Source organism: Rhizobium leguminosarum bv. viciae, assembly GCF_012276115.1.
In the GTDB taxonomy this organism is placed as follows: Bacteria; Pseudomonadota; Alphaproteobacteria; order Rhizobiales; family Rhizobiaceae; genus Rhizobium; species Rhizobium leguminosarum_T.
This window is the reverse complement of the sequence record NZ_WIEU01000016.1, coordinates 1-24551: the sequence shown is the minus strand read 5'-3', so window position 1 is coordinate 24551 and position 24551 is coordinate 1. Positions and strand designations below refer to the sequence as shown.

The window sequence follows — 24551 nt, the reverse complement described above, 5'->3', positions numbered from 1 at the left end:
GCGCGATTTCAATCCTCAAACCGTGGCGCTTTTTCGTCAAGCAACGCATTGATCTCGGCGACGACGGACGGCGCCCGGGCGGGCTCGCCAAAGACCGCCAGCCGCATCGCCACGAACTCCGCTCCGGTCTCGGCGACGGCGAGCGCCGAGGCTGGATCGGTGCCGCCCATGACGATGCAGGGAATCTCGATCATTGAGGCCCACCATTCGCCGAGCGCCAGGTTCTTCGGATGCGCTTCCGGCTTGATGTCGCCGTCGAGTTTGCCGAAGAAGATATAGTCCGGCCTGACTTCGCCGATCTCCAGCGCATGGTGCCGGTCGGCCGCGTTGCCGCCGCCGACGATCAGCTTTGGCGCATGTTTGTCGATCGCCTCCGAAAGGGCCTCCGCGTTGCCGGAAAGGTGCAGGCCGTCGGCCTTCGCCCGGCCTGCGACACGGCTGTCGCCCGCAATCAGCGCGGCGGCGCCAGCGTCCTGGATCAGCGGCACCAGCTTTTCGGCATGTTTCTGGAAGGTGCCGTCGTCAAGCCCGTATTGCGGCACGATCACCGAGGCGACATCGCCGCCCTTCAGCGCATCGGCGACGATCTTTGCCTGTTCATCGGCATCGGCGATATCGGCTACGATGAGCACAAGGCGGCAGCGGTTTTCCGGTTCGGTCATGGGGTCTTTCCGTTTCCTGCGAATTCCCCTTCGAAATGAGGGATCCGCACTCGTTTTGTGTGAGTAGTTCCGTTAGACGAGGCTTGCAAGAGGAGGACGTCGAAAGCATGCCGCAGGATTTGTCATTCTACTACGCCGCCGTGCCCGCCGTTCTGCTGGTGGGCCTCGCAAAAGGCGGCATGGGCGACGCTTTGTCGCTGATCGGCTTGCCCTTCCTCGCCCTCGTCGTCTCGCCGGTCGAGGCGGCCGCCATCCTGCTACCGATCCTGGTCTTCATGGACATGATTTCGCTTGTCATCTGGCGCAAGCATGGCGACTGGGCGACGCTGAAGATCATGCTGCCAGGCGCCTTCATCGGCATCGCGCTGGGCTGGGCGACCTCGGCGCTGGTTCCGGGCAACATGCTGCGTATCGTCATCGGCGCGGTGACCATCCTCTTCTGCCTGCGCTATTTCTGGAGCAATTTCGGCCCGGGCGCCGGCAAGGTGGTGCCGCCGCGCAGCCAACGGCCGGTGGCCGCCAACCTCTGGGGCACATTTTCCGGTTACGGCAGCTTCGTCGCCCATGCCGGCGGCGCGCCCTTCCAGATCTATGCCCTGCCGCTCAAATTACAGCCACGTGAATATACCGGCACCAGCGTGCGCTTCTTCGCAATCCTCAACGCCATCAAGCTGATCCCCTATTTCGCGCTCGGTCAGCTCGGCACCCAGAACCTTGCGACCTCCGCAACGCTTCTGCCCTTCGCCCCGCTCGCCACCATCGCCGGCGCCTGGGGCGTGCGCCGCATGAAGCCACAGATCTTCTATCCCTTCATGTATGCAATGGCGCTGATCGCCGCCTTCCTGATCGTGCACCAGGGCCTTGGCTGGTAAGGGGCCCTACTGCGCCGCGCGTCTCTTCAGACGCGCAAAGGACGCTGCAGCACTTTGAATTGCTGCATAATTCCTTAGATCGATCTCGATTTAAGGAATTTTGCGGCAACACGCTGCAATGCACAATTTCCTTGCTGGTGCCGCCGGTTTGACGTAGCGTTCCCGCCATGTCGAACACGGACCCTTTCTCTGCGATTGCCGATCCGAACCGGCGGTTTCTGCTGGAGGAATTGCGTCGGGCGCCACGGACGGTCAATGAGCTCGCCGAAGGCCTGCCAATCAGCCGTCCTGCTGTTTCGCAGCACCTGAAGGCGCTTCTCGACAGCAATCTCGTTTCCGTGACCTCGGAAGGCACCAAACGCATCTACGCAGTCAATAACCGTGGCTTCGACACGCTCAATTTGTGGCTGGATCAGTTCTGGGCCTGATGCATGTTCCCGTAAGATCTGGGGATACGATGCGAATCATAAGAATGCGATGTGAGACGTGACAGATCCAAAAGCGCCAGCCACGATGCCGGATGCATCGGACTGGCGCAAATATGGTGTCAAATCACCGGTTCTTGCAAATTTTTGGTGGAATGGATGGATTTACCTTGTTGCGCAAGATGATCGCCCGGCGACCCTTGGGAAGATTAGTGGACGGATGACTTAAGACGCTGAATCTCGTCCTTGATGCGCAGCTTGCGGCGCTTGCATTCGGCAAGTTCCGTATCGGAAATAGAGGGAGATGTTCTGAGCGCGTGCAACTCCTCCTCGAGAGCGACATGCTTTTTTTGGAGTGACTCAAGATGAGCTTGAACAGTCATATGACCCTTCCTTCCTCTTACCCTCCCCGGCCAACATCGTCGGGGATCAAGGTGTCAACGGGCGGGACTGTGACATATTTTTGACGGCTTGTCGAAGGCCAAAAGATGAAGACTGCATGGCAATTTCATGATCAAGACTAACTAGCCGTTACCTGTATTTGGTGATAGGAGCTTGCGGAAATCATCGCCAGATCGGACAAGGTCCAAGGACGATAAACGGGGAATGTATATGGCCGATCAGGAACAGGCGGAAATCAGGCTCATAGTGGCGCGCCTGCGCCAGGAGCACGAGGATTTCGACGCCGCGATCAACGCCATGATTCAGACCGGATGCGATGCTCTGCGGATCCAGCGCATGAAAAAGAAAAAGCTCGTCATCAAGGACAGGCTCTCCAAGCTGGAAGATCAGATCATCCCTGACATCATCGCCTGAGAGGGAATAGCAGCAACGATGACAGACAGACCACCCGTCGCCATCATCATGGGCAGCCAGTCCGACTGGGAGACCATGAAAAACGCCGCCGACACGCTGGAGGCGCTGGAAATTCCCTATGACGCGCGCATCATTTCGGCGCACCGCACAGTCGACCGGCTGGTCAATTTCGCCAAGGGTGCACGCGCGGAAGGCTTCAAGGTCATCATCGCCGGCGCCGGCGGCGCCGCCCACCTGCCGGGTATGACCGCCGCGATGACGCCGCTGCCGGTCTTCGGCGTGCCGGTCCAGTCAAAAGCCCTGTCCGGCCAGGACAGCCTCCTTTCCATCGTGCAGATGCCGGCCGGCATTCCTGTCGGCACGCTCGCCATCGGCAAGGCCGGCGCGGTCAACGCCGCCCTTCTCGCCGCCGCCGTGCTTGCGCTTTCCGACGAAGAAATTGCCGACCGGCTCGACGAATGGCGCGAGCGCCAGAGTGCTGCCGTCGCCGAATACCCGATGGACGATCTATGACGGCAAGAACGATCGGCATTATCGGCGGCGGCCAACTCGGCCGCATGCTGGCCATTGCCGCCGCCAGGTTGAATTTTCGCACGGTCATCCTCGATCCGCAAGCGGACTGCCCAGCCGCCCAGCTCGCCAACCGGCAGATTACCGCCGCCTATGACGATCCGGCGGCACTGACCGAACTCGCCGATATCTGCGACGTCGTCACATACGAATTCGAGAACGTGCCCGTCGTAGCTGCCGAAACGCTCTCGGCGAGTGTGTCCGTCTATCCGCCGCCGAAGGCGCTGGAAGCAGCCCAGGACCGCCTCGTCGAAAAGCGCTTTCTCAATGGCTGCGGCATATCAACTGCCCGCTTCCACACGATCGACAGCCAGACCGACCTCGAGACGGCACTGAAGGATTTCGGCGGCCAGGGCGTGCTGAAGACCCGCCGTCTCGGTTATGACGGCAAGGGCCAGAAGGTTTTCCGCTCGACCGCAGACAGCCCGGATGGCGCCTATGCAGCGCTTGGCGGCGTGCCCCTCATCCTCGAAAGCTTCGTCGCCTTCGAGCGTGAGGTCTCGATCATCGCCGCGCGCGCCACCGACGGTACGGTCGTCTGCTTCGATCCCGCCGAGAATGTGCACCGCAACGGCATTCTCCACACCTCGACGGTTCCCGCTGCGATCTCTGCGCCGGCGGCGGACACCGCGCGGCAATCGGCCGAGAAAATCCTTGCTGCATTGAACTATGTCGGCGTCATCGGCATCGAATTCTTCGTGCTTGCCGATGGCGGTCTGATCGCCAACGAGATGGCGCCGCGTGTCCACAACTCCGGTCACTGGACGGAAGCCGCCTGCGTCGTCAGCCAGTTCGAGCAGCATATCCGCGCCGTTGCCGGCCTGCCGCTCGGCAATGCCGAGCGGCATTCCGACTGCGTCATGCAGAACCTGATCGGCGACGATATTCTTGCCGTTCCCGACTGGCTGCGGCGCCCCGATACGCTGGTTCATCTCTATGGCAAGACCGAGTGGCGCCCCGGCCGCAAGATGGGCCATGTCACCACCCTGACGCCGAAATCGCCGGTTTTGGCCTGAGAAAACACCCCTGCGCCTTGGGAAAAACACCTTCATGTGGTTGACACGGAAAAGGTGACGGGGTATCTGCTCCCCACCTAAACAGCGCGCCCGATGGCGCGCTTTTGATTGTTAAAGATACGGGCGAATGTGAATTCCCCCATAGAGATCGCGGATCAGAAAAATGAAGATCAAGAATTCGCTCAAGTCGCTCAAGGCTCGTCACCGTGACAACCGTCTGGTTCGCCGCAAGGGCCGCATGTACATCATCAACAAGCTGAACCCGCGCTTCAAGGCTCGTCAGGGCTGATTTCGCACGTCGGATCGCCCTGCGTATGAGTTTGCGCGGGCATATATATCCGGTGGGTCGCTGCGGTGATCACGTCAAATTTGTTTGATCTTCGGCGCTGGCGGGCTAATATGTCCGCCATGCGCTTTTTTGCTTTGACATCAGCGGCGCTGCCGCTCGCTCTCATCCTGTTCGCCTCCCCCTTTCCGGCTACCGCCGCGGAGCAGCCGGCCGCCGCGGCGAAAAAGGACGTCATCGTCGAGCAGACGGATGTCAACAATTCGCCCAAGCAGCACCTCGACCAGCTCTTCAGCCAATTGAAGCGTGAACGCGATCCCGAGAAGGCCAGCGGCATCGCCAATGAAATCCGCATGGAATGGAACGATTCCGGTAGCGCCACCGTCAATCTGCTGATGCAGTGGGCCGACAAGGCGATCGAGGAAAAGCGCAACCCCGCCGCCCTCGATTTCCTCGATGAGGCGATCGCGCTGAAGCCCGATTATGCCGAAAGCTGGAACCGCCGCGCCACGCTGAATTTCGTCATGGGAAATTATCGCAAGTCGATGTCCGATATCGAACGTGTGCTCGATCTCGAGCCGCGCCATTTCGGCGCTCTCTCCGGCATGGCCGCGATCCTCAGCAATTCCGGCAACGACCAGCTGACCTTGAAGGCGTGGGAGCGTTTTCTCGATATCTATCCCGCCGAACGCACCGCCCAGGAACAGGCCAACACGCTTGCGGAAAAACTTGCCGGCAACCGCACCTGATTCCCGGTCAGCGATCTTGACGTCGGATCACGCTGCACAATTTTAGAATAGAGAGGGAACGATGTGGCGGTTGTCCGCCGCAGGATGTCCCGCAATTGTCGCTCGTTGAGATCATGCTTGCAGAAGTTTCCGCTCTTCTCGCCCCGCTCGCCGCAGCCATCGGTTACTCCACCTATAAGGCGCGGCAATTCGAACACGTCTATCCGAATATTGGCGAACTGACGGATGTCGGCGGTTACTGCATGAATGCCGTCCACGTTGCGCGTCCCGAAAATGCGGATCTGCCGGCGCTGGTCTTCATCCACGGCGCCAGCGGCAATCTGCTCGATCAGGTCGTCGCCTTTCGTGCCGCGCTCGAAGGCCGGGCGGAAATGCTGTTCGTCGATCGTCCCGGTCACGGCTATTCCGAACGCGGCGGCCCTGAGAACGCCGTCCCCTCCGGCCAGGCAGATGCAATCGCCAGGCTGATGGAGAAGCGTGGCATCGGGAAGGCGATCATCGTCGGCCATTCCTTCGGCGGCGCGATCACTGCCGCCTTCGGCCTGCGCCATCCTGAAAAGACCGCCGGCCTGCTCTTCCTCGCGCCCGCCACCCACCCCTGGCCAGGCGGCATCGACTGGTACTATCATGTGGCAACCGTGCCGATCGTCGGCTGGCTCTTCAACCATGCGATCGTCGTGCCGCTTGGGCTCAGCCGGCTGGAGCGCGGCACGCTGAATGTCTTCCGTCCCAATCCTCGCCCGGCCGACTACATCGAAAAAACAGGTCCGTCGCTGGTGCTGCGTCCCAGCGCCTTCCACAACAATGCCGCCGATTTCAAAAGACTGCTCGCCTATGTGAAGGAGCAGTCGCTGCTTTATTCGCAGATCACCGCGCCGACCGTCATCATAACGGGCGACCGCGACGAGATCGTCTGGGAACACCTGCATTCGCGCGGCCTTGCCCGCGATATATCAGGCTCCGAGCTCATCACCGTTCGTGGCGTCGGCCACAAGCCGGATTACCTGGCAACCGATGTCGCCGTCGCCGCCATGGAGAAGATATCAGGTAAGCCGCGCGACCTGCAGGCGATCGCCCGCAAGGCCGAAGAGAGGCTTGCCGCCACCTCACGCGATCGGACGGTCGCAACCGCGCCGTCGCTGGCGCCTGCAGCGCCGCGTGTCTTTTCAGACGCACAAAACACGCTGTAACACCTTGAGTTGCATAACTATCCGGCCAAGAACCGCATGTCCTTCGACCGGCCTGACGCTGACCAAGCCGGCCGAAGATGAAGCTCATCGTCTATACGCCGCTCGATAACGCCGACACCAACTGGAAACTCACCGAACTGCTGACGCTTTGGGTATTGTTTTGACGCATGTCGTTGTCGCAAACCGCTGCATACGTTTGCATGACATGATTTAAAGCCAACCCCTTGCATTGCCTCGGGCCGTCGCAGTCCCATATGTTTTTCCATCATTGTCCATAAGAGGGGAAGTCATGGGCCGCCTGCATATCGGGATGATCTCCGTCATATCAGCACTGTCGCTGAGCCTGACCTCGGCTTTTGCCGCCTCGCCTGCGCCCGTCGAAGCCGAACACGGCATGGTCGTTACCGCCCAGCATCTGGCGACCGATGTCGGCGTCGAGGTGCTGAAAGGCGGCGGCAACGCCGTCGATGCGGCGGTCGCCGTCGGTTATGCGCTGGCGGTCGTCTATCCCTCGGCCGGCAATCTTGGTGGCGGCGGCTTCATGACCATCCGCCTGAAGGATGGCACCAAGACCTTCCTCGATTTCCGCGAACGCGCGCCGCTTGCCGCCACCAAGACCATGTATCTCGACGCCAAGGGCGATATCGTGCCGCGTGCCAGCCTCGACGGTTATCTTGCCGTCGGCGTGCCGGGCTCCGTCATGGGCTTCGAGACTGCGCGCGAGAAATACGGCAGCAAATCGCGCGAAGAACTGATCGCGCCGGCGCTCCGCTTCGCCAAGGAAGGTTTCACGCTGGAACAGGGCGACGCCGCAAGTTTCGCCGCCTACGCCAAGCGCCTCGCCAAAGATGAAGCCGCGGCAAAGATCTTCCTGAAAGCGGACGGCAAACCCTATGCATCAGGCGAAAAACTCCAGCAGCCGGATCTTGCGTCAGTCCTTGCAGGCATTTCCGAAAAAGGCCCCGACGCCTTCTACAAGTCGGCGCCCGCCGAGGCGATCGTCAAGGCGAGCCAGGCCAACGGCGGTATCCTCGCCAAGGAGGATTTCGAGCAATATGCCGTGCGTGAGCTGAAGCCGATCGAGTGCAATTACCGCGGCTACGACATCATCTCCTCGCCGCCGCCGTCTTCCGGCGGCGTCATCATCTGCGAGATCCTCAACGTTCTGGAAGGATATCCGCTTTCCTATCTCGGCTATAACTCGGCCGAAACCGTGCACATCATGGTCGAGGCGATGCGCTATGCCTATGTCGACCGCAATGCTGCACTCGGCGATCCCGATTTCGTTGAGAACCCGATCACAAAGCTGCTCGACAAGAAGTATGCTTTGGAGATCGCCGCCAAGATCGACCCTTACAAGGCCGACACCTCGGCGAACCTGAAGCCGCTCGGCGGCAAGGAAAGCACCGAGACCACGCATTACTCGATCATCGACGACGAGGGCAATGCGGTCGCCGTCACCTATACGCTGAATGGCTCCTTCGGTGCCGCGGTCGTAGCGCCCGGCACCGGTGTGCTGCTCAATAACGAGATGGACGACTTCACCTCCAAGCCCGGCGTGCCGAACCTCTACGGACTGGTGCAGGGCGAGGCCAATGCCATCGCCCCGAAGAAGACGCCGCTCTCCTCGATGAGCCCGACGATCGTCACCCGGGACGGCAAGCCCTTCATGGTGATCGGCAGCCCCGGCGGCTCGCGCATCATCACCATCACGCTGGAAGCGATCCTCAATGTCGTCGATTTCGGCATGGATATCAGCCAGGCGGTCAACGCCCCGCGTCTTCACCACCAATGGCAGCCCGACAAGGTCTTTCTCGAACCCTATGCGCTTTCGCCGGATACGGAAATGACGCTCGCCGCCATGGGCTACAGCTTCGACGGCGGCAATGACGCGCCGCAATGGGGTCACGCCGCCGGCATCCTCGTCGGCGGCAAAAACCTTGCGGCCATCGAAAAGGGTGGCGGCGCCCGCTACAATGGCGCCATGGACAGCCGCGCAACGGAAGGATCGGCAAGCGGCTACTGACGCTTCGGGAATCGCCTGGCCAAACAGTCGATGGAAAGCGCAACGCGGCTCAAGATGCAGGAGTGGCACCATTCATGTCACCGTGACAAAATCGCCGTTCACAATTGGCTTGCCTCGCCCTATGCATGGGCGAACCCGCAAGCAGAAAGATTCCCGAATGGCCAGCATTGAAATGATTGTCGCAGCTCGCGCCCGTCTGCGCGGTCATGCAAGGCGCACGCCGCTTCTCTCCTCTCCTTTTTTGAATGAGATTGCCGGCCGGCGTCTGTTCGTGAAAGCGGAATGTCTGCAGCATTCCGGCTCGTTCAAGTTTCGCGGCGGCTGGTCGGCCGTCTCCGGCCTCGATGCTGCAGTACGCTCGAAGGGAGTCATCGCCTTCTCCTCCGGCAACCACGCTCAGGGCGTTGCGCTTGCGGCCAAGCTGCACAATATCCCCTCCGTCATCATCATGCCGAGCGATGCGCCGAAGCTGAAGATCGCCAACACGCGCGCCTTCGGCGCCGAAGTGGTGCTCTACGACCGCGTCAACGAGGATCGCGACGAGATCGGCGCCAGGCTTTCGGTCGAGCGCAGCCTGACACTGATCAAGCCCTTCGACGAACCGCTGGTCATCGCCGGTCAGGGCACGACCGGTCTCGAAATCTCCGAACAGGCGGAGGAGGAAGGCGTGACATCAGCAGAAGTCCTCGTTCCCTGCGGCGGCGGCGGCTTGACCTCAGGCATTGCGCTCGCCCTCGAAGCCAGCGCCCCCGGCTTTCGCGTCCGCCCTTGCGAGCCCAAGGATTTCGACGACACCACCCGCTCGCTCGCCTCCGGCAAGATCGAACGCAACACGTCGGTATCAGGCTCGATCTGCGATGCGATCGTCACGCCGCAGCCCGGCAACATCACTTTCCCGATCCTCAAGCGCCTCGCCGGCGCCGGCATCGTCGTCACCGACGAGGAGGCGCTGCGCGCCATGGCACTCGCCTTCACACGGCTGAAGATCGTCGTCGAGCCCGGCGGCGCCGTGGCCCTTGCCGCCGCCCTCTTCCATGGCGATGCCCTGGAAAGCGACACGATCGTCGTGGTCACCTCCGGTGGCAATGTCGATTCCGATATCTTCGCCATGGCTCTGGAGCGTTTCGGCTGAGACGTCACGCCGGCGGGTCTTCGGGAGGCATCCGGCCCCTCGAGCCGGATGCCAGATCAGCGGTCAGATGGAGTGATCGTGAAGCGCGCGCCGGATCGCCGTCTCGACCGGTGAATAGGCGTCGTCCTCCCGTTCGAGCCGAAAGGGTTCGGAAGGTGCAAGGCCGGGCTGCGCCATAAAACGCGGCTCCTTGCCGCGATGCATCTGCGCCGCATGGATGAGGAACGGATGGCAGAGATAGACCGTGCCGGCCCGTCCCGTCGCCAATGCCAGCGGCCGCTCCTCCCCGACATGTTCCAGCCAGAGATAGGCCATCCCCGCCTCACCCGCTGGCGCCAGGAGGCGGGCGATATCCTTGTGCGAACCGACGCGGATGCGGGTCGGCGCATCCTCCTCCCCGACATCCGAAAACAGGAAGAGCATCAGCAACGCCCGCCCGCGAGACGTGATGTTCACGCGCCAGGCGGAAAAGTCCCGTTGCTCGTTCGGATCGGAATCCTCGCCGGGAAAGCTCAGGTCGACATGCCAACCGGCATCGCCGGGATCGTCGGGATGGGGAAAGCGGACCGGGAAACTGCCAAGCCCACTGCGTGGCTCCCAGCGCCCCTTGCCGACGAGCTGGTCGAAGGCCGAATGCAACACCGGCGTATTGACGGCTTTCTCGAATGGTCCGCCGCCATAGCCGGCAAGTCGCACGACTGGCTGCGTCCACGTCCTTGGATCATCCGCATCGAAGGGAATGTCGCGCCACATGATGGCACGCGCTTCCTTGGCCAATGCGCGGGGAAAAGCGTCGTCGATCCTGACGAAACCGTCCTCGATGAATTGCTCGATCTGCGCAGCACTCAGTGCCGCCGGATAAACATCTGATGTCATCATATATCTCTCTATCGCCAAACCTGCCGGCTCTTTCCTTGGCCACATGCAGGGTGGTTACAGTTCACGGCGACGCGCCAGCAAGAAGGCTGGTCGGTGGCCGCATCTTCTGATGCCCGAAGGCAGAGCCTTAGAGGCTCAAGAAGAAGACCGAAGCGATATTGAGGGTGAACGTCTTCATAGCGGTTCGAGGCTATAGGCTTGCGCCCGAGGGGTCAATGCGGCGATGTCAAGCCAACACCTCGCGCAGCGCTCCCTGCACGGACTGAAGCACGAGCTCGGCAAGCCGGGCCGCAGCCGGCTCCGGGTCGGCTTCCGCCCGATGCAGGACCAGACCGAGCTTTGGCAAATCCGGCAAGCCGATGGTCTCCTGCACGAGCGGCCGGACCTTCGCCGGCAGGCCGATCGGCGTGCGGATGGTGAGACCGAGGCCTGCCGCCGTCGCGGCCCAGAGACCGCCGAGACTGGGACTGACGAAGGCGAGCCGCCAGGAGATTCCCGCCTGATCCAGCGCCTTGGTCGCTGCACTCCGCAGCAGGCACGGCGCCTCCAGCGAAGCGAGCGGCATCGGCTCGCCGCTTGCGGCTTGCCAGCCCGGCTGCCCCTCGGCAGGTCCGATCCAGCGCATCGGCACTTCCCCGATCCGCTCGCAATGCGCCGTCAGCGTGCCGTCACTCCAGGCAAGCGCGAGATCGAGCTTGCCTGATGTGACGCGCTCGAGCAGTTCGGCATTGCGCACCACCCGCGCTTCGATCCGGACCTTCGGATGAGCGCGCGCGAAGCGGCCGAGCACATCAGGCAAAAGGGTCTCGCCAAAATCCTCCTGCAGGCCGAGCCGCACCCAGCCTTCCAGCTCGACGCTGTTGACGGCTGCTGCCGCCTCGTCGTTGAGCTCCAGCAACCGCCTGGCATAACCGAGCATCGTCTCGCCGGCATCGGTCAGCGCCAGCCCACGCCCGGCCTTGCGGAAGATCGGTGTGCCCGCCTGTTCCTCCAGCTTCTTCAGCTGTGCGCTGACCGCCGAGGTCGAACGCCCGAGCCGCTCGGCCGCCTTGGCGAAATTGCCAAGCTCCATGCCGGTCGAAAAGGTTCGAAGCACGTCGAGATCGAAGATCGTCCGTCGCATTACATAATCCCATTTTTCAGGATCATTCATCCATAAAATTCTGATTTTCAGCATCATCGTGCCGTGCGATGGTTCTGCTGTCAAGGCCGACCGACGGCCTGAACCGTGGAGATCCCGATGCCCTTCGTTCGCATTTCCCTTCGCAAAGGCAAGTCGCCGACCTACCTCATGGCACTGGCCGACAACATCCAGCGCGCCCTGGTCGAGACCTTCGACGTGCCCGAAAGCGACCGCTTCCAGGCCATCCACCAGCATGACGGCAACGAATTGATCTTCGACCGCAGCTATCTCGCCGGCCCGCGCTCGGACGACTTCGTCTATATCTCGATCACGATCGGCAGGCCTCGCACCGGCGAGATGAAGGCGGCGCTCTATCGGCGGCTCGCCGATCTCCTGACGCAATCACCGGGCCTCCGGCCCGAGGACGTAATGATCGTCATCAGCACCAGCGCACCGGAAGATTGGTCCTTCGGCGACGGCATTGCCCAGATGACCGACCCCGACTGGCGGCTTCGTGCGCTCGGAGGCCGGCGATGATCGCCATGCAGTACAGCTTCACCCTGCCCGCCGATTACGACATGTCGATCATCGACCGCCGCATTCGCGACAAGGGGCCGATGCTCGACGGCTTTCCCAATCTCGGCTTCAAAGCCTATCTCAGCGCCCGCAAAGGGGAGTTCGGCAGCCGCAACAATCTCTATGCGCCCTTCTATCTCTGGCAGAAGCCGGAAGGGGCGAGCGACTTCCTCTGTGGTCCGGGTTTCGAGGCTCTCACCGACGCCTTCGGCTGGCCGCGGGTGAGGACTTGGATCGTCTGGCGGTCGGAAGTCTCATCCGACATCGCCGCAGCCAGGTTCGCCACACGCGATATCCTGCAAACCGAACCCTACGCACCGCTCGCCGACATTCGCCGCGCCGAAAGCACGGAGGCCGAAGCCGACCTGGCGATGAGCGGTGCACTCGCCTCCGTCTCCGGCTTCGAACCGACGAGCTGGACGCGGGTACGCTTCAGGCTTTGGCGGGAGCTTTCCGAGATCGGTGACCAAACGCAAGCCTATCGCGTCGGTCATCTATCTCTGGCTCGACCCTGAACTCAGACAGTTGCCCGGCGATAAAAGGCCAGTGAGCCGGCAAGCGCCAGCAGCGCGCCGCCGCAGGCCCGCTCCAGCCACATGGCGCCCGAGGTTTTCAGGAAACGCACCGCCTGCGAGCCGAAGAAGGCGTAGCCGAACATGATGAGGAAATCGAGCGCGGCAAAGACAAGGGCGAGCAGCATATATTGCGTCGCCTGCGGCATGGTCGGATCGATGAATTGGGGCAGGAAGGCCGAGAAGAACAGGTAGCCCTTCGGATTGGTCGCCGCGACCATAAAACTCTTCAGTCCGATCGAGAAGGGCGATGTCGCACTCGCAGGCACTCCGGACTTCAAGGCCGCATCGATCGTGCCCTTCGAGCGCAGCAGCATGATACCGAGAAAAGCGAGATAGGCGGCACCCGCCCATTTCAGCACCGAGAACCAGAATTCCGATGCCGCGAGCAGCGCCCCAAGCCCGATCGCGACGGCGCCGATCAGCACAAAATCGGAAAGGACCGCACCGATCATGCCGGCGGTCGCGCGGCGCAGGCCGTGGCGTGAACCATTGGTCAGCGCCAGCAGCACCGTCGGCCCTGGTGTGACGATGCCAACGAAGGAAACGGCAGCAAAAGCGACAAGCGTGACGGTGTCCATGATGATCCCCCTCAAGTCGGAGATCGAAAACTTGCACGCGGCGCAGCCCTTGGCAATGCTATCCCCTCCATGAAAACGCCCGCCGCCTCCTTGAGGCAGCGGGCTTTCGAAGGGATGCGATTGGATCAGACGCCGCTCTGGCCGTCGGAGCCGATATAGGCGATGCGGATCATGTTGGTGGCGCCTGGTGTGCCGAGCGGCACGCCGGCCGAGATGATGATGCGGTCGCCCGGCTTGCCGAAGCCTTCGTCCGCGACGATGCGGCAGGCGCGGTTGACCATGTCGTCGAGATCGGTCGCGTCATGGGTGACGACGCAATGCAGGCCCCAGACGACGGCAAGACGGCGCGCCGTCTTGATGATCGGCGACAGCGCCAGGATCGGCACTTGCGGACGCTCGCGCGAGGCACGAAGGCCTGTCGTGCCCGACGAGGTGTAACAGACGATCGCCGACAGCTTCAGCGTTTCGGCGATCTGACGGGCGGCAAGCGAGATCGCATCGGCGCCGGTCGCTTCCGGCTGGGCACGCTGGGCATAGATAATGCCGGGATAATGCGGCTCACGCTCGATGGCGGTGGCAATCGACGCCATCGTCGTGACGGCTTCGACGGGATAATCGCCCGAGGCCGATTCGGCCGAGAGCATGACGGCATCCGCACCTTCGAAGACGGCGGTCGCGACGTCGGAAACTTCGGCGCGTGTCGGCACCGGCGCAGAGATCATCGATTCCAGCATCTGCGTGGCAACGACCACCGGCTTGCCCGAACGGCGGCAGGCACGGATCAGCTGCTTCTGGATGCCGGGAACCGATTCGAGCGGCATTTCGACGCCGAGATCGCCACGGGCGACCATCAATGCGTCTGACAGTTCGATGATTTCCTCGATGCGCTCGAGAGCCTGCGGCTTTTCGATCTTTGACATCAGGCCGACGCGGCCACGGGCGATCTTGCGCACTTCGGCAAGGTCGTCGGGACGCTGGACGAAGGAAAGCGCCACCCAGTCGACATCGTCGGTGGCAAGCACGGCGTCGAGGTCGGCGCGGTCCTTGTCCGTCAGCGCGCCAACGCCGAGCAGCGTGTCGGGAAGGCTGACGCCCTTGCGGTCGGAGATGCGCGTGCCCGAAATAACAGTCGTGACGATGCTCTTGCCGTCGCATTTTTCTGCGCGCAGCGCGAGCTTGCCGTCGTCGATCAGCAGACGATGGCCGGGCTGTACCGATTCCAGGATTTCGGGATGCGGCAGATAGACGCGGTTCTGATCGCCGAGCGCTTCGTTGTTGTCGAGGGTGAAGGTCTGGCCGGGCCTCAGGTCCACCTTGCCGTCGACGAACTTGCCGACACGCAGTTTCGGTCCCTGCAGGTCGGCGAGAATGCCGATCGGCCGGCCGGAGCGCGCTTCGACCGAGCGGATGCGCTGGATGAGCGTACGCATCATGTCGTGGCTCGCATGGCTCATATTGATGCGGAAGACATCCGCACCGGCCTGGTGCAGCTTCTCGATCATCGATTCCTCGGAGGAGGCTGGCCCGAGGGTGGCGAGGATTTTAACTTTGCGATTACGCTTCATCAATTCTGGCTTTCTTGCGTCCCTGGGGTGTCGGAGAGTTGAACCATCCAGCTACCCTGGCGGCCCGTATCATATTCCTTGAATCCCATTTTCTGGTAACCGCGGGCATAACAATCCTGCACACCCGCGATCTTGAATTCGTTTTCCGCAACGCACATCTGCACGTCACCCGTCCATCGTCCACCCCGGGCGGCGTCCTCTGCGTAGAGGTAATAATAGCGCGACTGCAATTCTCCCTCGATCAGCGTGGCGCAGGTCGTTGCCGGCACCTGCCACCAACCCTCCGTCACCCAGCCATCCTTGGCCCGGTATCCGATCGCGACGCCGACGAGATTCTGCGTTCCGTTGCAGACGCGAAAATCGGCGCGTGCGGCATCTGCGATGAAAAACGGCATGGCGGCTGCAAGAGCGAACAGAGCGAGACGGACCAGCGGTCCGGACCGCGTGAGGAAACTTGGCGCGGCTTGGATCAACACGGCTCCCAAATAGCTCCACGGTTATTCGTATCCGTGTCTTCTTGCGCCGCCGTCAAGCGAAAGTCAACGCAATGCTAATCGATTATATTTCCTTTCATAACCCATCCGTCGAGGGTCCGGTTCAACCTCTCCCTCGTGCCGCGCTTGAACCCGCCGCAGGCGCATGCGATCACTGCGCCCGACGGCGCAAATGACGAACGGCAATTCCTGATGGACGACTTCCAATCCTTCGAAATCCTATCCGGCAAACATGACAAAGGCATGGTGATCCTCGCAGATCACGCGATGAACCGCCTTCCCGCGCGATATGGCCGGCTCGGACTGCCCGACGCGGCCTTCGCCCGCCACATCGCCTATGACATCGGCATCGAGGGCCTGACGCGGCAGCTTTCGGCGAAACTCGGCGTTCCCGCCGTGCTCGGCGGCTTTTCGCGCCTGCTGATCGATCCGAATCGCGGCGAAGACGATCCGACGCTAATCATGAAGATCTCCGACGGCGCCGTCGTATCAGGCAATCATCCGATCACGCCGCAGGAGTGGGACTACCGCATCGAAACCTTCCATCGCCCCTATCACCATGCCGTCGCCGCAACGATCGACAGCGTGGCGAATGCCACCGGCAGGGCGCCGCTGGTGCTGTCGCTGCACTCCTTCACGCCGGCCTGGAAAGGCATTCCCCGTCCCTGGCACGCCGCCGTACTCTGGGATAGCGACCATCGCGCCGTCGGCCCGCTGCTCGAGATGCTGCGCGCCGATCCCGATCTCGCCGTTGGCGACAACGAACCCTATGACGGCGCGCTGAAGGGCGATACCATGTACCGCCATTGCATGATCACAGGCATTCCGCATGCGCTGCTCGAGGTGCGCCAGGACCTGATCGGAGACGAGACCGGCATATCAGCATGGGCCGAACGCCTGGCGCCGATCTTTGCGGCGATGAATGCCGATCCCGCCTTGCACGGATACGACGTTCATCTGTCGCGCTCCGGCCCCTATTGAACGAAGGCCCCCATTTAACGAAAGGCCTCACTTTAACGAAAGGAAGCGAGATGACCGCGCTCAGCAAGGAACAACAGACCGAATTCGAAGCTGCCGCCTTCCGCCGCCTCGTCGCACATCTTCGCGAACGCAGCGACGTTCAGAACATCGATCTGATGAATCTGGCCGGCTTCTGCCGCAACTGCCTGTCGAACTGGTATCGCGAAGCCGCCGAGGCCGAAGGTGTCCCGGTTACCAGGGACGAATCGCGCGAGATGGTCTATGGCATGCCCTATGAGGACTGGAAGAATCTTCACCAGAACGAGGCCTCGCCAGTGCAAAAGGCTGCTTTTGAACTGAACAATCCACACAAATAGCATGGCTGGCCGCGAACAGGCTTGACCGTGGCGCCGCTTCGCGGCAGTCACTGGCATCCAAAATTGATCACCGAAAAACCAGGAGAACACGATGTCTGATGCTCATGGCGTCGCCCGCGATCAGCTTCGCGCTTGCATCGAGCGCATTGAACGGCTGGAAGAAGAAAAGAAGACCATCAAGGACGCCTATGGCGAGGCCAAGGGAATGGGCTGCTAAACCCCCGCGAATCGTATGTTCTACGTGTAGAATCAATGACTTGAAAGCAAAATACATGGCCGCGACGATATGCGCAAGCGCCTTCGACGGCCGGACCGACAAAGAGGAATTCAAAGCAAATGAGCGAGATCGAAACCAGCACCGAGAACGTCGCCGCCGCGGAGCTGCGCGCATTCATCGAGCGCATCGAGCGCCTTGAGGAGGAGAAGCAGACCATCGCCGACGACATCAAGGACGTGTTCGGGGAGGCGAAGGGCCGGGGTTACGATACAAAGGCGATGAAGACGATTATCCGGCTAAGGAAAAAGGACGCCAACGAGCGCATGGAGGAGGAGTCGATCCTGCAGACCTACATGAACGCTCTCGGCATGGAGTAACGATAGAACCTATGTCCGGAAGCGGCTGCTCGCTCAGCCGGTCGCCCTTCGTCGTCAGCGGCACGATGACAAAGGATTCAGCGGGCAGTCCATGGCAGGCGCATAGGCGCGCGGCCACCTCCGATGCCTGGGCGATGGCAGGCGGGCTTGCGCGGGTGCCTATCCTGAAAGGTTTGCCGAGTCCTTGACGTGCGCTCATCACGCCGCATTCCTTTCGACTGGAAGCGACGCCGGAGCATCGAACTGCAGCTCCGCAAGCCTTGCGTATGCGCCGCCCTGGCGAACGAGCGACGAATGCGTCCCTTCTTCGACTATTCGGCCTTCGTCCATGACGAGGATGCGATCAGCCTTGAGAACGGTGGCAAGCCGGTGTGCGATGACGATCGTCGTGCGATTCTCCATAAGCTCGTCGAGTCCCTTCTGCACCAGCATCTCGCTTTCGGCGTCGAGTGATGACGTGGCTTCGTCGAGAAGAAGGATGGGAGCGTCCTTCAGGACAGCTCTTGCGATTGCGATTCTCTGGCGCTGCCCGCCAGACAATGTAAGACCGCGCTCGCCTACGACCGTGTCGTATCCGTTGGGAAGAGCGGAGACAAAGTCATGCGCCTGCGCCCTGGCGGCGGCGGCCTCTATTTCTTCCGGGATGGCCTCCGGCCGGCCGATCGCTATGTTCTCCTTGATGGAGGAGGCGAAAATCGTGATGTCCTGAGGGACGATGGCCATCTGTTGCCGCACTTCTTCCGGAGAGAGAGTAGCGACGTCGCGACCGTCGATTGCGATCTTTCCATCGCCTACGCCGTAGAAGCCGAGAAGGACGGAGAATAGCGTGCTTTTACCAGAGCCCGATGCTCCGACCACGGCCACGGTTTCGCCCGGAGAGACCCGCATCGACAGTCCCCGCAAGACTTGGCGATCTGGCGCGCCCGGATAGGCGAAGCGCACGTCCTCGAATTCGATCCGACCCGCGACAGGCGTTCGCAGCGGCAGCGTCGCACCTGCTTTTGGCCGCCCGTCCTCTTCGTCCATCAGTTCGAATAGCCTGCCGGCCGCACCTGCCGCCTGTGCGAGCTCGCCCCAGACCTCCGAAAGCGAACCGAGCGATCCTGCCGCGATCACCGCGTAAAGAAGGAATTGCCCGAGATCTCCTGCGGTCATCGCGCCGGACAGCAGGTTCTGCGCTCCGATCCAAAGCACGCCGACGACGCTCGCAAAAACGAGGGCGATCGCGAAAGCCGTGAGGAAGGCTCTCGAGCGCGCGGCGCTCACCGAACTGGCATATGACGCCTCGATTTCGCGGACGTATTTGCGTTGAGCGGCTTCCTCACCGTTGAAGGCTTGTATAGTCCGGCTTCCTGCGACGATCTCGCTTGCAAAGGCCGACGCCGCGGCGAGCGCGTCCTGTGCGGACCTGGATTTTTGCCGGACTGACCGACCGAACACCACCAGGGGCACGACAATGAGCGGGATTGCTCCGACCGTGATTGAGGACAGGCCGGGACTTGTCACGAACATCATGGCAAGGGCGCCGACGCAGAGAATGGAGTTCCGAAGCGCGACGGAGGCAGCAAGGCTCACGGCGGACTTGATCTGCGCCGCATCGGCGGTGAGCCGCGACGAGACTTCGCCGGAGCGGTTCGCATCGAAGAAGCTTGCAGGAAGACGAACGACCTTTTGAAAGACCTGGAGACGAAGATCGCAGACCAGCCGCTCGCCAAGCGCGGCGACGAAATAGTATCTACAGGCACTTGCGACGGCGAGAGCGATCGCCAGCACGACGAGCATGAGGAAGTAGTGGTCGACGAATGCGCCGTCGGTGCGGGCGAAACCCCGATCTATCAGGCGCCGGACCGCTGTCGGCAGCGCGAGGGAGATGAGAGCCGCGGCCGTAAGGGAGACGACGGCGCCGGCCGCCAGCCACCGGTGGGCGCGCAGAAGAGGCGTCAGCTTTCCAAGTCCCGCTAGCGACCTGCGGGAGCGGTCTTCTCTCGCTGCGCCGAGGTCCGTAGCCTCCGTGCAACATGCAGGCGTATCGGCGAGGCGGTCGTGCTTGGCAATCATCAATGCCGTGAACTCCTGGTTTGCATCGACTGGTCTTTTCACCCCAATTCAGTGGTCAGTCTTTGATCGCGATCAACAACGGAGCGATCTTGATCGACTGGACTTCCTGCGTCGACCCGCACTGTGGCAGCGATGATATATGCCGGGAAACACGCCGGAACCCGAAGGAGAAACAAGAAACTACTGCTACCGCACGCACCGCCAACAAGAACTTCTGTGCGGTTCGGGGTGATCCGCTTTGGGAAATCGTCTGTCAGCATCACCGCTCTTCATCGATCCGGCGGAAAGCGCCTCGCCGAATACCGCCGGTTCCGGGGCCGTCTTGCGAGCGGCCCGTTCAATCGCCGCATGTATCGGCGTATCGCCAAGGGGTCACCTTGTCGGTTCGCGTCGGCATCTCACGGCCGAGATCTCCGCTATCTCAGGTCGATAGGTAGAGACGTTGAGCCCGATTGTTGGGATGCAGAGGAGCGATCATCGAAAATCAGGCGACGTGCCTTGCCAGCGCGCAGCGCGACCAGAGCGAATGCAGCGCCTCGACCAGATGGGCGATATCGGCGTCGGAATGCAGCGGCGTCGGCGTAATGCGCAGGCGCTCGGTCTTCTTCGGCACTGTGGGATAGTTGATCGGCTGGACATAGACGCCGCAATTGTCGAGCAGCAGGTCGGAGATCCACTTGCACTTGGCCGCATCGCCGACCAGCACCGGCACGATATGGCTCGGATTGGACATATGCGGAATGCCGCGCTGGTCGAGCAGTGCTCTCAGCTTGCGGACCCGGTCCTGATGGCGGGCGCGCTCGAACTGGCTGACCTTCAGGTGCTGGATCGAGGCGACGGCCCCGGCGGCCAGCGCCGGCGGCAGCGCCGTGGTGAAGATGAAGCCCGACGCAAACGAGCGGATGAAATCGCAAAGTGCTGCCGAAGCGGCGATATAGCCGCCCATCACCCCGAACGCCTTGCCGAGCGTGCCTTCGATGACGGTCAACCGGTCCATCAGCCCTTCACGCTCGGCAATGCCGCCGCCGCGCGGGCCGTACATGCCGACGCCATGCACTTCGTCGAGATAGGTCATCGCCCCATATTTGTCGGCGAGGTCGCAGATTTCCTTGATCGGGGCGATATCGCCATCCATCGAATAGACGCTCTCGAAGGCGATCAGCTTCGGCGCCTTCGGATCGGCGGCCTTGAGCTTGGCTTCGAGATCGGCCACGTCATTGTGCTTCCAGATCACCTTGTCGCACTTGGCATAACGGATGCCCTCGATCATCGAGGCATGGTTCAGCGCGTCGGAGAAGATGATCAGGCCGGGGATCTTGGCGCCGAGCGTGCCAAGGGCTGCCCAGTTGGACACATAGCCCGACGTGAAGATCAAGGCTGCTTCCTTGCCGTGCAGATCGGCAAGCTCACGCTCGAGCATGACGTGATGGTGGTTGGTGCCAGAAATATTCCGGGTGCCTCCCGCACCCGCGCCACAGTGGTCGATGGCGTTCTTCATCGCCTCGATCACCTTGGGATGCTGGCCCATGCCGAGATAGTCGTTGGAGCACCACACCGTGACTTCCTTTTGGCCATCTGCGGTGTAACGCGTCGCGCGGGGAAAATTGCCGCGGTGACGTTCGAGATCGGCAAAAACGCGGTAACGGCCCTCGCTATGAAGCCCGTCCAGCTCGTTTTTGAAAAACGCTTCGAAATCCATGCACATGCTCCTTCTGCATGGGAAATCACTAGCGGTCAGCCAATCGCCTGTATTTGATCTCCGTCAAGTTGGGACGAACTTTGGGCACCTGCAAGTCTGCAAAAGAACCGCCCCGCCCGCCCAAACATCGGCTGTTTGATCCGGATCAATTATCTCGCGCTCGCTCCGCGCTACTCCTCCGTCCATGATCTCTGTCTCAAAGTTCTCGAAGGGCGTCGTCGCCCTCGCACAGCCGTCCCGCTTCGTCGAACTGGCGAACAGGACAATTCCGATCCTCGCGGCCGCGACGCTGATCGCGTTCGCCACCGGGCTCTGGTTGAGTTTCAACTCTGATGGAGACTACCAGCAGGGCGAGACTGTCCGGATCATGTACGTCCACGTTCCGGCTGCTTGGATGGCGATGCTCTGTTACAGCGTGATGACCGCGAACGCGATTGGGTCGCTGGTCTGGAAGCATCCGCTCGCCGACGTCGCGGCCCGTGTCGCCGCCCCGCTCGGCGCCGCCTTCACGTTCGTCTCCCTCATCACTGGAGCGATTTGGGGGAAGCCGATGTGGGGGACGTGGTGGGTTTGGGACGCACGTCTGACCTCGATGTTCGTGCTGTTCATCATGTATCTCGGACTTCTCGCGATCAATCGCGCCGTCGACGAGCCCACCCGCGCGGCAAGGGTCACCGCCGTGCTGATCATCGTAGGATTCGTAAACATACCGATCATCAAGTTTTCGGTGGAATGGTGGAACACCCTCCACCAGCCGGCCAGCGTGGTCCGCCTTGCCGGACCGGCTCTGGACATCGAGTTCCTGCAGCCATTGCTGGTCATGGGGCTCGCCTTCGCGTGTCTTTTCGCCACCCTCTACGTCGCCTCGATCAGAAACGAGATCTGGCGCAGAAAGCTGATCTCGCACTACAGGCTGGCCGCCAGGGCAGCGGCTCACAAGGAGGATTGAATGACACATCAAGCGTACGTCTACATCGCCTACGCCCTTACTTTCTCGGTCGTCTTCGCGACATCAGCGAAGGTATGGATCACCGGAAGATCATATCGTCGTCGCGTCGCCGCGCTCGCGCCCGTTCGTGCCGTTCGAACGAACGGCGGCCGTTGAATGGCCCGCCGCCTCATCGCCGCGCTACCTCTCGTGGCCTTCCTCGGATTTGCCGGCGCAGTGGCGAACAACCTGTACCGCGAAGCGACATCGGGCTACTCTCCGTCGGAGCTACCGTCCGCGCTGATCGGCGAGAACCATCCTCCGCTCGCACTTCCCGGACTTCAAGGATTCGAGACCGCTGCCCTGGACGACGAGGCTTTGAAAGGCGAGGTGACAATCGTCAACGTCTTCGCCTCCTGGTGCGTCCCGTGCCATCAGGAGCATTCCCAGCTCGCCCAGGATCGGCGGGTGAAGATCGTCGGCATCGACTACAAGGACGATCCGGCCGACGCCATCGCCTTCCTCCGCGCGAACGTCAATCCGTATTCGGCCATAGGCATCGATCGATCCGGGCGACGATCCATCGACTGGGGAGTCTACGGGGTTCCTGAGACCTTCCTCGTCGACCGGGATGGCCGTATCGCCTTCAAGTTCGTCGGGCCGCTCAACTCATCCGCCTTGACCGGCAAGCTCCGCCCCTCCATTGAACGGCTCCTGGCCGATTCGGCATCTCGTCGAGATCGACCGACTGTCAGCCGCTAACGCCTGGCAGTATCCGGTTCGCCTCCGGAATCCGCGCTGAAGAAGCTGCACGAGTCGACGCCTGTCACGCGCACCGCCTCCTCTCCATCTACTCGCCTTTCGACAGCGTGGAGAAGGCTTCGCCTTGTAAAGAAGGCTCCTAGCCCTCGAAATAGGATTGGCAATCGGATGAGCGAAGAGGACGCGGAACTCGCGTCGACTCTGTGTGGTCACATGTCGAATTCGTGGCGTGCGCACCATGTTCGCCGCGCCTGCCGTTATTTTTGCAAGCGGAACTCCAAACCGGCAAGGATTCCGCATCTACCTGAAAGCGCGCCGGTCAGGTCAAGGGACGCGCGCTGTTTGATCTGCGTCAAAGATCCCAAATGGGCTAAGACGTATGGTCCGCCTGCGAGTCGGAAGTTCCGTGTCAAATGGGGAAACTTTGACAGAGGCCTCGTTCAGGTGACATCCCGGACGGGCCTCCTCGCCTCTTACAATGCCGCGATAGGATGGGAGGAGCCTGACCCAATCGGGGATGTCCGCTCGTCGCCACGACGTCGTGCACCTGTTCGGAAACGAAGCTGAAGAGGGCGCTCGTAGCTGGAAGGAGCAAGTCTTCAAAGAAGGACGGATCGCGAAACGTCTAGGAACCGTGTTCCTCCGTCACGGACAGGCAGTCCTTGTACCCTCCGATTCCCAAGCTCTCGACGAGGCTGCGCACTGCCTTTCGCTTCAGTTCCGACTCAACCAGACCCTCCAGCGTAACTTGGCCGTTCTTCACCGTTACCTGGATCTTCTGGGGCGTGAGCCCGAGGTCCGACCGCAGCCGGGTGCGTACGGCGAGCTTGATGGACTCGTCCTCGCGGGGAATCGGCGTCGTTGGAGCGTCGAGGATCAATCCCAGAATGTCGCGGCGGCTCACTATTCCCACAAGCTTGCCGTTCTCCACGATCGGCAGCCGCTTGATGCGATGAGCCTGAAGGCTCTCGGCTATGTCTGATATCTCGCTGTCGGGCCGTGCGACGATGACGTCCGGTGACATCACGTCCGCCACCGACCACCCGTTGCTGGAAATATATCTCTCCAGGTCGGTCTCGGAGATCATCTCCGGCCCGCGAGGCGTGCGAGGCGAAACGCGGATCTCTCTGCGAAGCAGAAGGTCTCCCTCTGTCAGCATTCCGCGAACGCGGCCCTCCTCGTCCACGACCGGGAGGCCGCTCACACCGTTCTGCAACATGACGGCAACGGCGTGGCGGACGCCGACCTGCGGGCTGATGGAGACGACGTCTCGTGTCATGATGTCCTTGGCCTGCATGTTCCTCGCCTCACGTTCGGATTTGTTGAATGTGAACGGTAGACGGCTATCGAAGGCTCGGCTTTGATCTCCGTCAAAGTTCGCGCCGGTTTAGAAGATCATCCAGCCTGGCCTGCTCGTCCGCGCTCAGGCGGCTCCCAATCGGTCCGCCGGCCCTCTTGCGCGCAAAGACCAGCAATGACAGCCCGCCGGCGAGCACCAGCAGCACCGGTGCGCCCCAGAGCAGCACCGTCTTCATGCTGACACGCGGCTTCAACAGCACGAACTCGCCGTAGCGCGAGACGATATAGGTCAGCACCGCCTCGTCGCTGTCGCCGTCGGCGATGCGCTCGCGCACCAGCA

31 protein-coding genes and 1 pseudogene are annotated in these 24551 nt (G+C 61.7%); 20 read left to right on the top strand and 12 right to left on the bottom strand.

The window, feature by feature from the left end:
• Positions 1–8 precede the first annotated feature (8 nt).
• Complete coding sequence (locus GFM02_RS24230; protein WP_020051578.1) at positions 9–662, bottom strand: thiamine phosphate synthase; 654 nt, start codon at positions 660–662, stop codon at positions 9–11.
• 107 nt (positions 663–769) lie between these two features.
• Here GFM02_RS24230 and GFM02_RS24225 point away from each other — a divergent pair, with 107 nt between their 5' ends.
• Complete coding sequence (locus GFM02_RS24225) at positions 770–1534, top strand: sulfite exporter TauE/SafE family protein (RefSeq protein ID WP_168323025.1); 765 nt, start codon at positions 770–772, stop codon at positions 1532–1534.
• Between the two features lie 167 nt (positions 1535–1701).
• A complete protein-coding gene (locus tag GFM02_RS24220; RefSeq protein WP_017962043.1) occupies positions 1702–1962 on the top strand; it encodes an ArsR/SmtB family transcription factor in 261 nt (86 codons plus the stop codon).
• A 206-nt stretch (positions 1963–2168) separates the two neighbouring features.
• Here GFM02_RS24220 and GFM02_RS24215 read toward each other — a convergent pair whose 3' ends face one another.
• Positions 2169–2342 carry a YdcH family protein gene (locus GFM02_RS24215; RefSeq protein ID WP_003542831.1) on the bottom strand — a complete coding sequence of 58 codons (174 nt, stop codon included), beginning with the start codon at positions 2340–2342 and terminating at the stop codon, positions 2169–2171.
• A gap of 229 nt (positions 2343–2571) precedes the next feature.
• Between GFM02_RS24215 and GFM02_RS24210 the strand changes: the two genes are divergently transcribed.
• From GFM02_RS24210 to GFM02_RS24175, 9 genes and pseudogenes are all read left to right on the top strand, one after another.
• Positions 2572–2775 (top strand): YdcH family protein, encoded by a 204-nt coding sequence (locus GFM02_RS24210; protein ID WP_003542832.1) that lies wholly within the window; start codon positions 2572–2574, stop codon positions 2773–2775.
• An 18-nt stretch (positions 2776–2793) separates the two neighbouring features.
• Positions 2794–3288: a 5-(carboxyamino)imidazole ribonucleotide mutase gene (gene purE / locus GFM02_RS24205; protein ID WP_011653459.1), complete on the top strand. Its 495-nt coding sequence runs from the start codon at positions 2794–2796 to the stop codon at positions 3286–3288.
• Complete coding sequence (locus GFM02_RS24200; protein ID WP_168323024.1) at positions 3285–4361, top strand: 5-(carboxyamino)imidazole ribonucleotide synthase; 1077 nt, start codon at positions 3285–3287, stop codon at positions 4359–4361. The genes purE and GFM02_RS24200 overlap by 4 nt, the downstream gene beginning before the upstream one ends.
• Before the next feature lie 163 nt (positions 4362–4524).
• The gene (ykgO, locus tag GFM02_RS24195) at positions 4525–4650 is read left to right on the top strand and encodes a type B 50S ribosomal protein L36 (RefSeq protein WP_003542835.1); all 126 of its coding nucleotides are present in this window, start codon (positions 4525–4527) and stop codon (positions 4648–4650) included.
• 110 nt (positions 4651–4760) lie between these two features.
• Positions 4761–5396 (top strand): hypothetical protein, encoded by a 636-nt coding sequence (locus GFM02_RS24190; RefSeq protein ID WP_026265438.1) that lies wholly within the window; start codon positions 4761–4763, stop codon positions 5394–5396.
• 113 nt (positions 5397–5509) lie between these two features.
• Positions 5510–6586, top strand: a complete 1077-nt coding sequence (locus GFM02_RS24185) for an alpha/beta fold hydrolase (RefSeq protein ID WP_168323087.1) — start codon at positions 5510–5512, stop codon at positions 6584–6586.
• A gap of 15 nt (positions 6587–6601) precedes the next feature.
• Positions 6602–6750, top strand: a pseudogene (locus GFM02_RS35745) (transcriptional regulator); the annotation flags it as partial.
• Positions 6751–6875: 125 nt separating this feature from the next.
• Positions 6876–8612, top strand: coding sequence for a gamma-glutamyltransferase (gene ggt, locus GFM02_RS24180; RefSeq protein WP_168323023.1), 1737 nt, complete (start codon positions 6876–6878; stop codon positions 8610–8612).
• Positions 8613–8769: 157 nt separating this feature from the next.
• Entirely contained in the window at positions 8770–9744 is a 975-nt protein-coding gene (locus GFM02_RS24175; RefSeq protein WP_168323022.1) for a threonine ammonia-lyase, read from the top strand.
• 63 nt (positions 9745–9807) lie between these two features.
• On the opposite strand, the gene GFM02_RS24170 is transcribed toward GFM02_RS24175, so the two are convergent.
• Positions 9808–10620, bottom strand: a complete 813-nt coding sequence (locus GFM02_RS24170) for a phytanoyl-CoA dioxygenase family protein (protein WP_168323021.1) — start codon at positions 10618–10620, stop codon at positions 9808–9810.
• A gap of 229 nt (positions 10621–10849) precedes the next feature.
• Entirely contained in the window at positions 10850–11746 is an 897-nt protein-coding gene (locus GFM02_RS24165; protein ID WP_168323020.1) for a LysR substrate-binding domain-containing protein, read from the bottom strand.
• A gap of 117 nt (positions 11747–11863) precedes the next feature.
• Here GFM02_RS24165 and GFM02_RS24160 point away from each other — a divergent pair, with 117 nt between their 5' ends.
• Positions 11864–12283 carry a tautomerase family protein gene (locus GFM02_RS24160; RefSeq protein WP_131665548.1) on the top strand — a complete coding sequence of 140 codons (420 nt, stop codon included), beginning with the start codon at positions 11864–11866 and terminating at the stop codon, positions 12281–12283.
• Positions 12280–12837 (top strand): DUF4865 family protein, encoded by a 558-nt coding sequence (locus GFM02_RS24155; RefSeq protein WP_168323019.1) that lies wholly within the window; start codon positions 12280–12282, stop codon positions 12835–12837. Before GFM02_RS24160 ends, GFM02_RS24155 begins: the two co-directional genes overlap by 4 nt.
• 2 nt (positions 12838–12839) lie before the next feature.
• Here GFM02_RS24155 and GFM02_RS24150 read toward each other — a convergent pair whose 3' ends face one another.
• The 3 genes from GFM02_RS24150 to GFM02_RS24140 all read right to left on the bottom strand — a co-directional run bounded on the left by GFM02_RS24150 (position 12840) and on the right by GFM02_RS24140 (position 15525).
• Positions 12840–13475 carry a LysE family translocator gene (locus GFM02_RS24150; RefSeq protein WP_020051591.1) on the bottom strand — a complete coding sequence of 212 codons (636 nt, stop codon included), beginning with the start codon at positions 13473–13475 and terminating at the stop codon, positions 12840–12842.
• Positions 13476–13600: 125 nt separating this feature from the next.
• Positions 13601–15040, bottom strand: a complete 1440-nt coding sequence (pyk, locus tag GFM02_RS24145) for a pyruvate kinase (RefSeq protein WP_020051592.1) — start codon at positions 15038–15040, stop codon at positions 13601–13603.
• On the bottom strand, positions 15040–15525 hold the full coding sequence (locus GFM02_RS24140) for a DUF1036 domain-containing protein (RefSeq protein WP_020051593.1): 486 nt from the start codon (positions 15523–15525) through the stop codon (positions 15040–15042). Before GFM02_RS24140 ends, pyk begins: the two co-directional genes overlap by 1 nt.
• A gap of 201 nt (positions 15526–15726) precedes the next feature.
• Here GFM02_RS24140 and GFM02_RS24135 point away from each other — a divergent pair, with 201 nt between their 5' ends.
• The 4 genes from GFM02_RS24135 (at position 15727) to GFM02_RS24120 (ending at position 17465) form a co-directional block, all read left to right on the top strand.
• A complete protein-coding gene (locus GFM02_RS24135) occupies positions 15727–16515 on the top strand; it encodes an N-formylglutamate amidohydrolase (RefSeq protein ID WP_168323086.1) in 789 nt (262 codons plus the stop codon).
• Positions 16516–16565: 50 nt separating this feature from the next.
• Complete coding sequence (locus tag GFM02_RS24130; protein WP_003582233.1) at positions 16566–16871, top strand: DUF1244 domain-containing protein; 306 nt, start codon at positions 16566–16568, stop codon at positions 16869–16871.
• A 91-nt stretch (positions 16872–16962) separates the two neighbouring features.
• The gene (locus GFM02_RS24125; RefSeq protein ID WP_432444454.1) at positions 16963–17088 is read left to right on the top strand and encodes a GapR family DNA-binding domain-containing protein; all 126 of its coding nucleotides are present in this window, start codon (positions 16963–16965) and stop codon (positions 17086–17088) included.
• 119 nt (positions 17089–17207) lie between these two features.
• Positions 17208–17465: a DUF2312 domain-containing protein gene (locus tag GFM02_RS24120; protein WP_131665551.1), complete on the top strand. Its 258-nt coding sequence runs from the start codon at positions 17208–17210 to the stop codon at positions 17463–17465.
• Here GFM02_RS24120 and GFM02_RS24115 read toward each other — a convergent pair.
• The 3 genes from GFM02_RS24115 to hemA form a co-directional block, all read right to left on the bottom strand.
• Complete coding sequence (locus GFM02_RS24115; protein WP_168323018.1) at positions 17377–17664, bottom strand: hypothetical protein; 288 nt, start codon at positions 17662–17664, stop codon at positions 17377–17379. The genes GFM02_RS24120 and GFM02_RS24115 overlap by 89 nt on opposite strands.
• Positions 17664–19523, bottom strand: coding sequence for an ABC transporter transmembrane domain-containing protein (locus GFM02_RS24110; protein ID WP_168323017.1), 1860 nt, complete (start codon positions 19521–19523; stop codon positions 17664–17666). Before GFM02_RS24110 ends, GFM02_RS24115 begins: the two co-directional genes overlap by 1 nt.
• A 484-nt stretch (positions 19524–20007) precedes the next feature.
• Positions 20008–21222: a 5-aminolevulinate synthase gene (hemA, locus tag GFM02_RS24105; RefSeq protein ID WP_168271619.1), complete on the bottom strand. Its 1215-nt coding sequence runs from the start codon at positions 21220–21222 to the stop codon at positions 20008–20010.
• A 184-nt stretch (positions 21223–21406) separates the two neighbouring features.
• Here hemA and GFM02_RS24100 point away from each other — a divergent pair, with 184 nt between their 5' ends.
• The 3 genes from GFM02_RS24100 to GFM02_RS24090 are packed head-to-tail and all read left to right on the top strand — an operon-like array spanning position 21407 to position 22912.
• Positions 21407–22171, top strand: coding sequence for a heme ABC transporter permease (locus tag GFM02_RS24100; protein ID WP_168323016.1), 765 nt, complete (start codon positions 21407–21409; stop codon positions 22169–22171).
• Positions 22172–22327, top strand: a complete 156-nt coding sequence (locus GFM02_RS24095) for a heme exporter protein CcmD (RefSeq protein WP_131665554.1) — start codon at positions 22172–22174, stop codon at positions 22325–22327.
• Complete coding sequence (locus GFM02_RS24090) at positions 22328–22912, top strand: DsbE family thiol:disulfide interchange protein (protein ID WP_168323015.1); 585 nt, start codon at positions 22328–22330, stop codon at positions 22910–22912.
• 625 nt (positions 22913–23537) lie between these two features.
• On the opposite strand, the gene GFM02_RS24085 is transcribed toward GFM02_RS24090, so the two are convergent.
• Both GFM02_RS24085 and GFM02_RS24080 read right to left on the bottom strand, forming a co-directional pair.
• The gene (locus GFM02_RS24085) at positions 23538–24209 is read right to left on the bottom strand and encodes a CBS domain-containing protein (protein ID WP_131665556.1); all 672 of its coding nucleotides are present in this window, start codon (positions 24207–24209) and stop codon (positions 23538–23540) included.
• A gap of 73 nt (positions 24210–24282) precedes the next feature.
• The coding region (locus tag GFM02_RS24080; protein ID WP_168323014.1) for a cytochrome c-type biogenesis protein at positions 24283–24551 on the bottom strand (269 nt) is incomplete at its 5' end.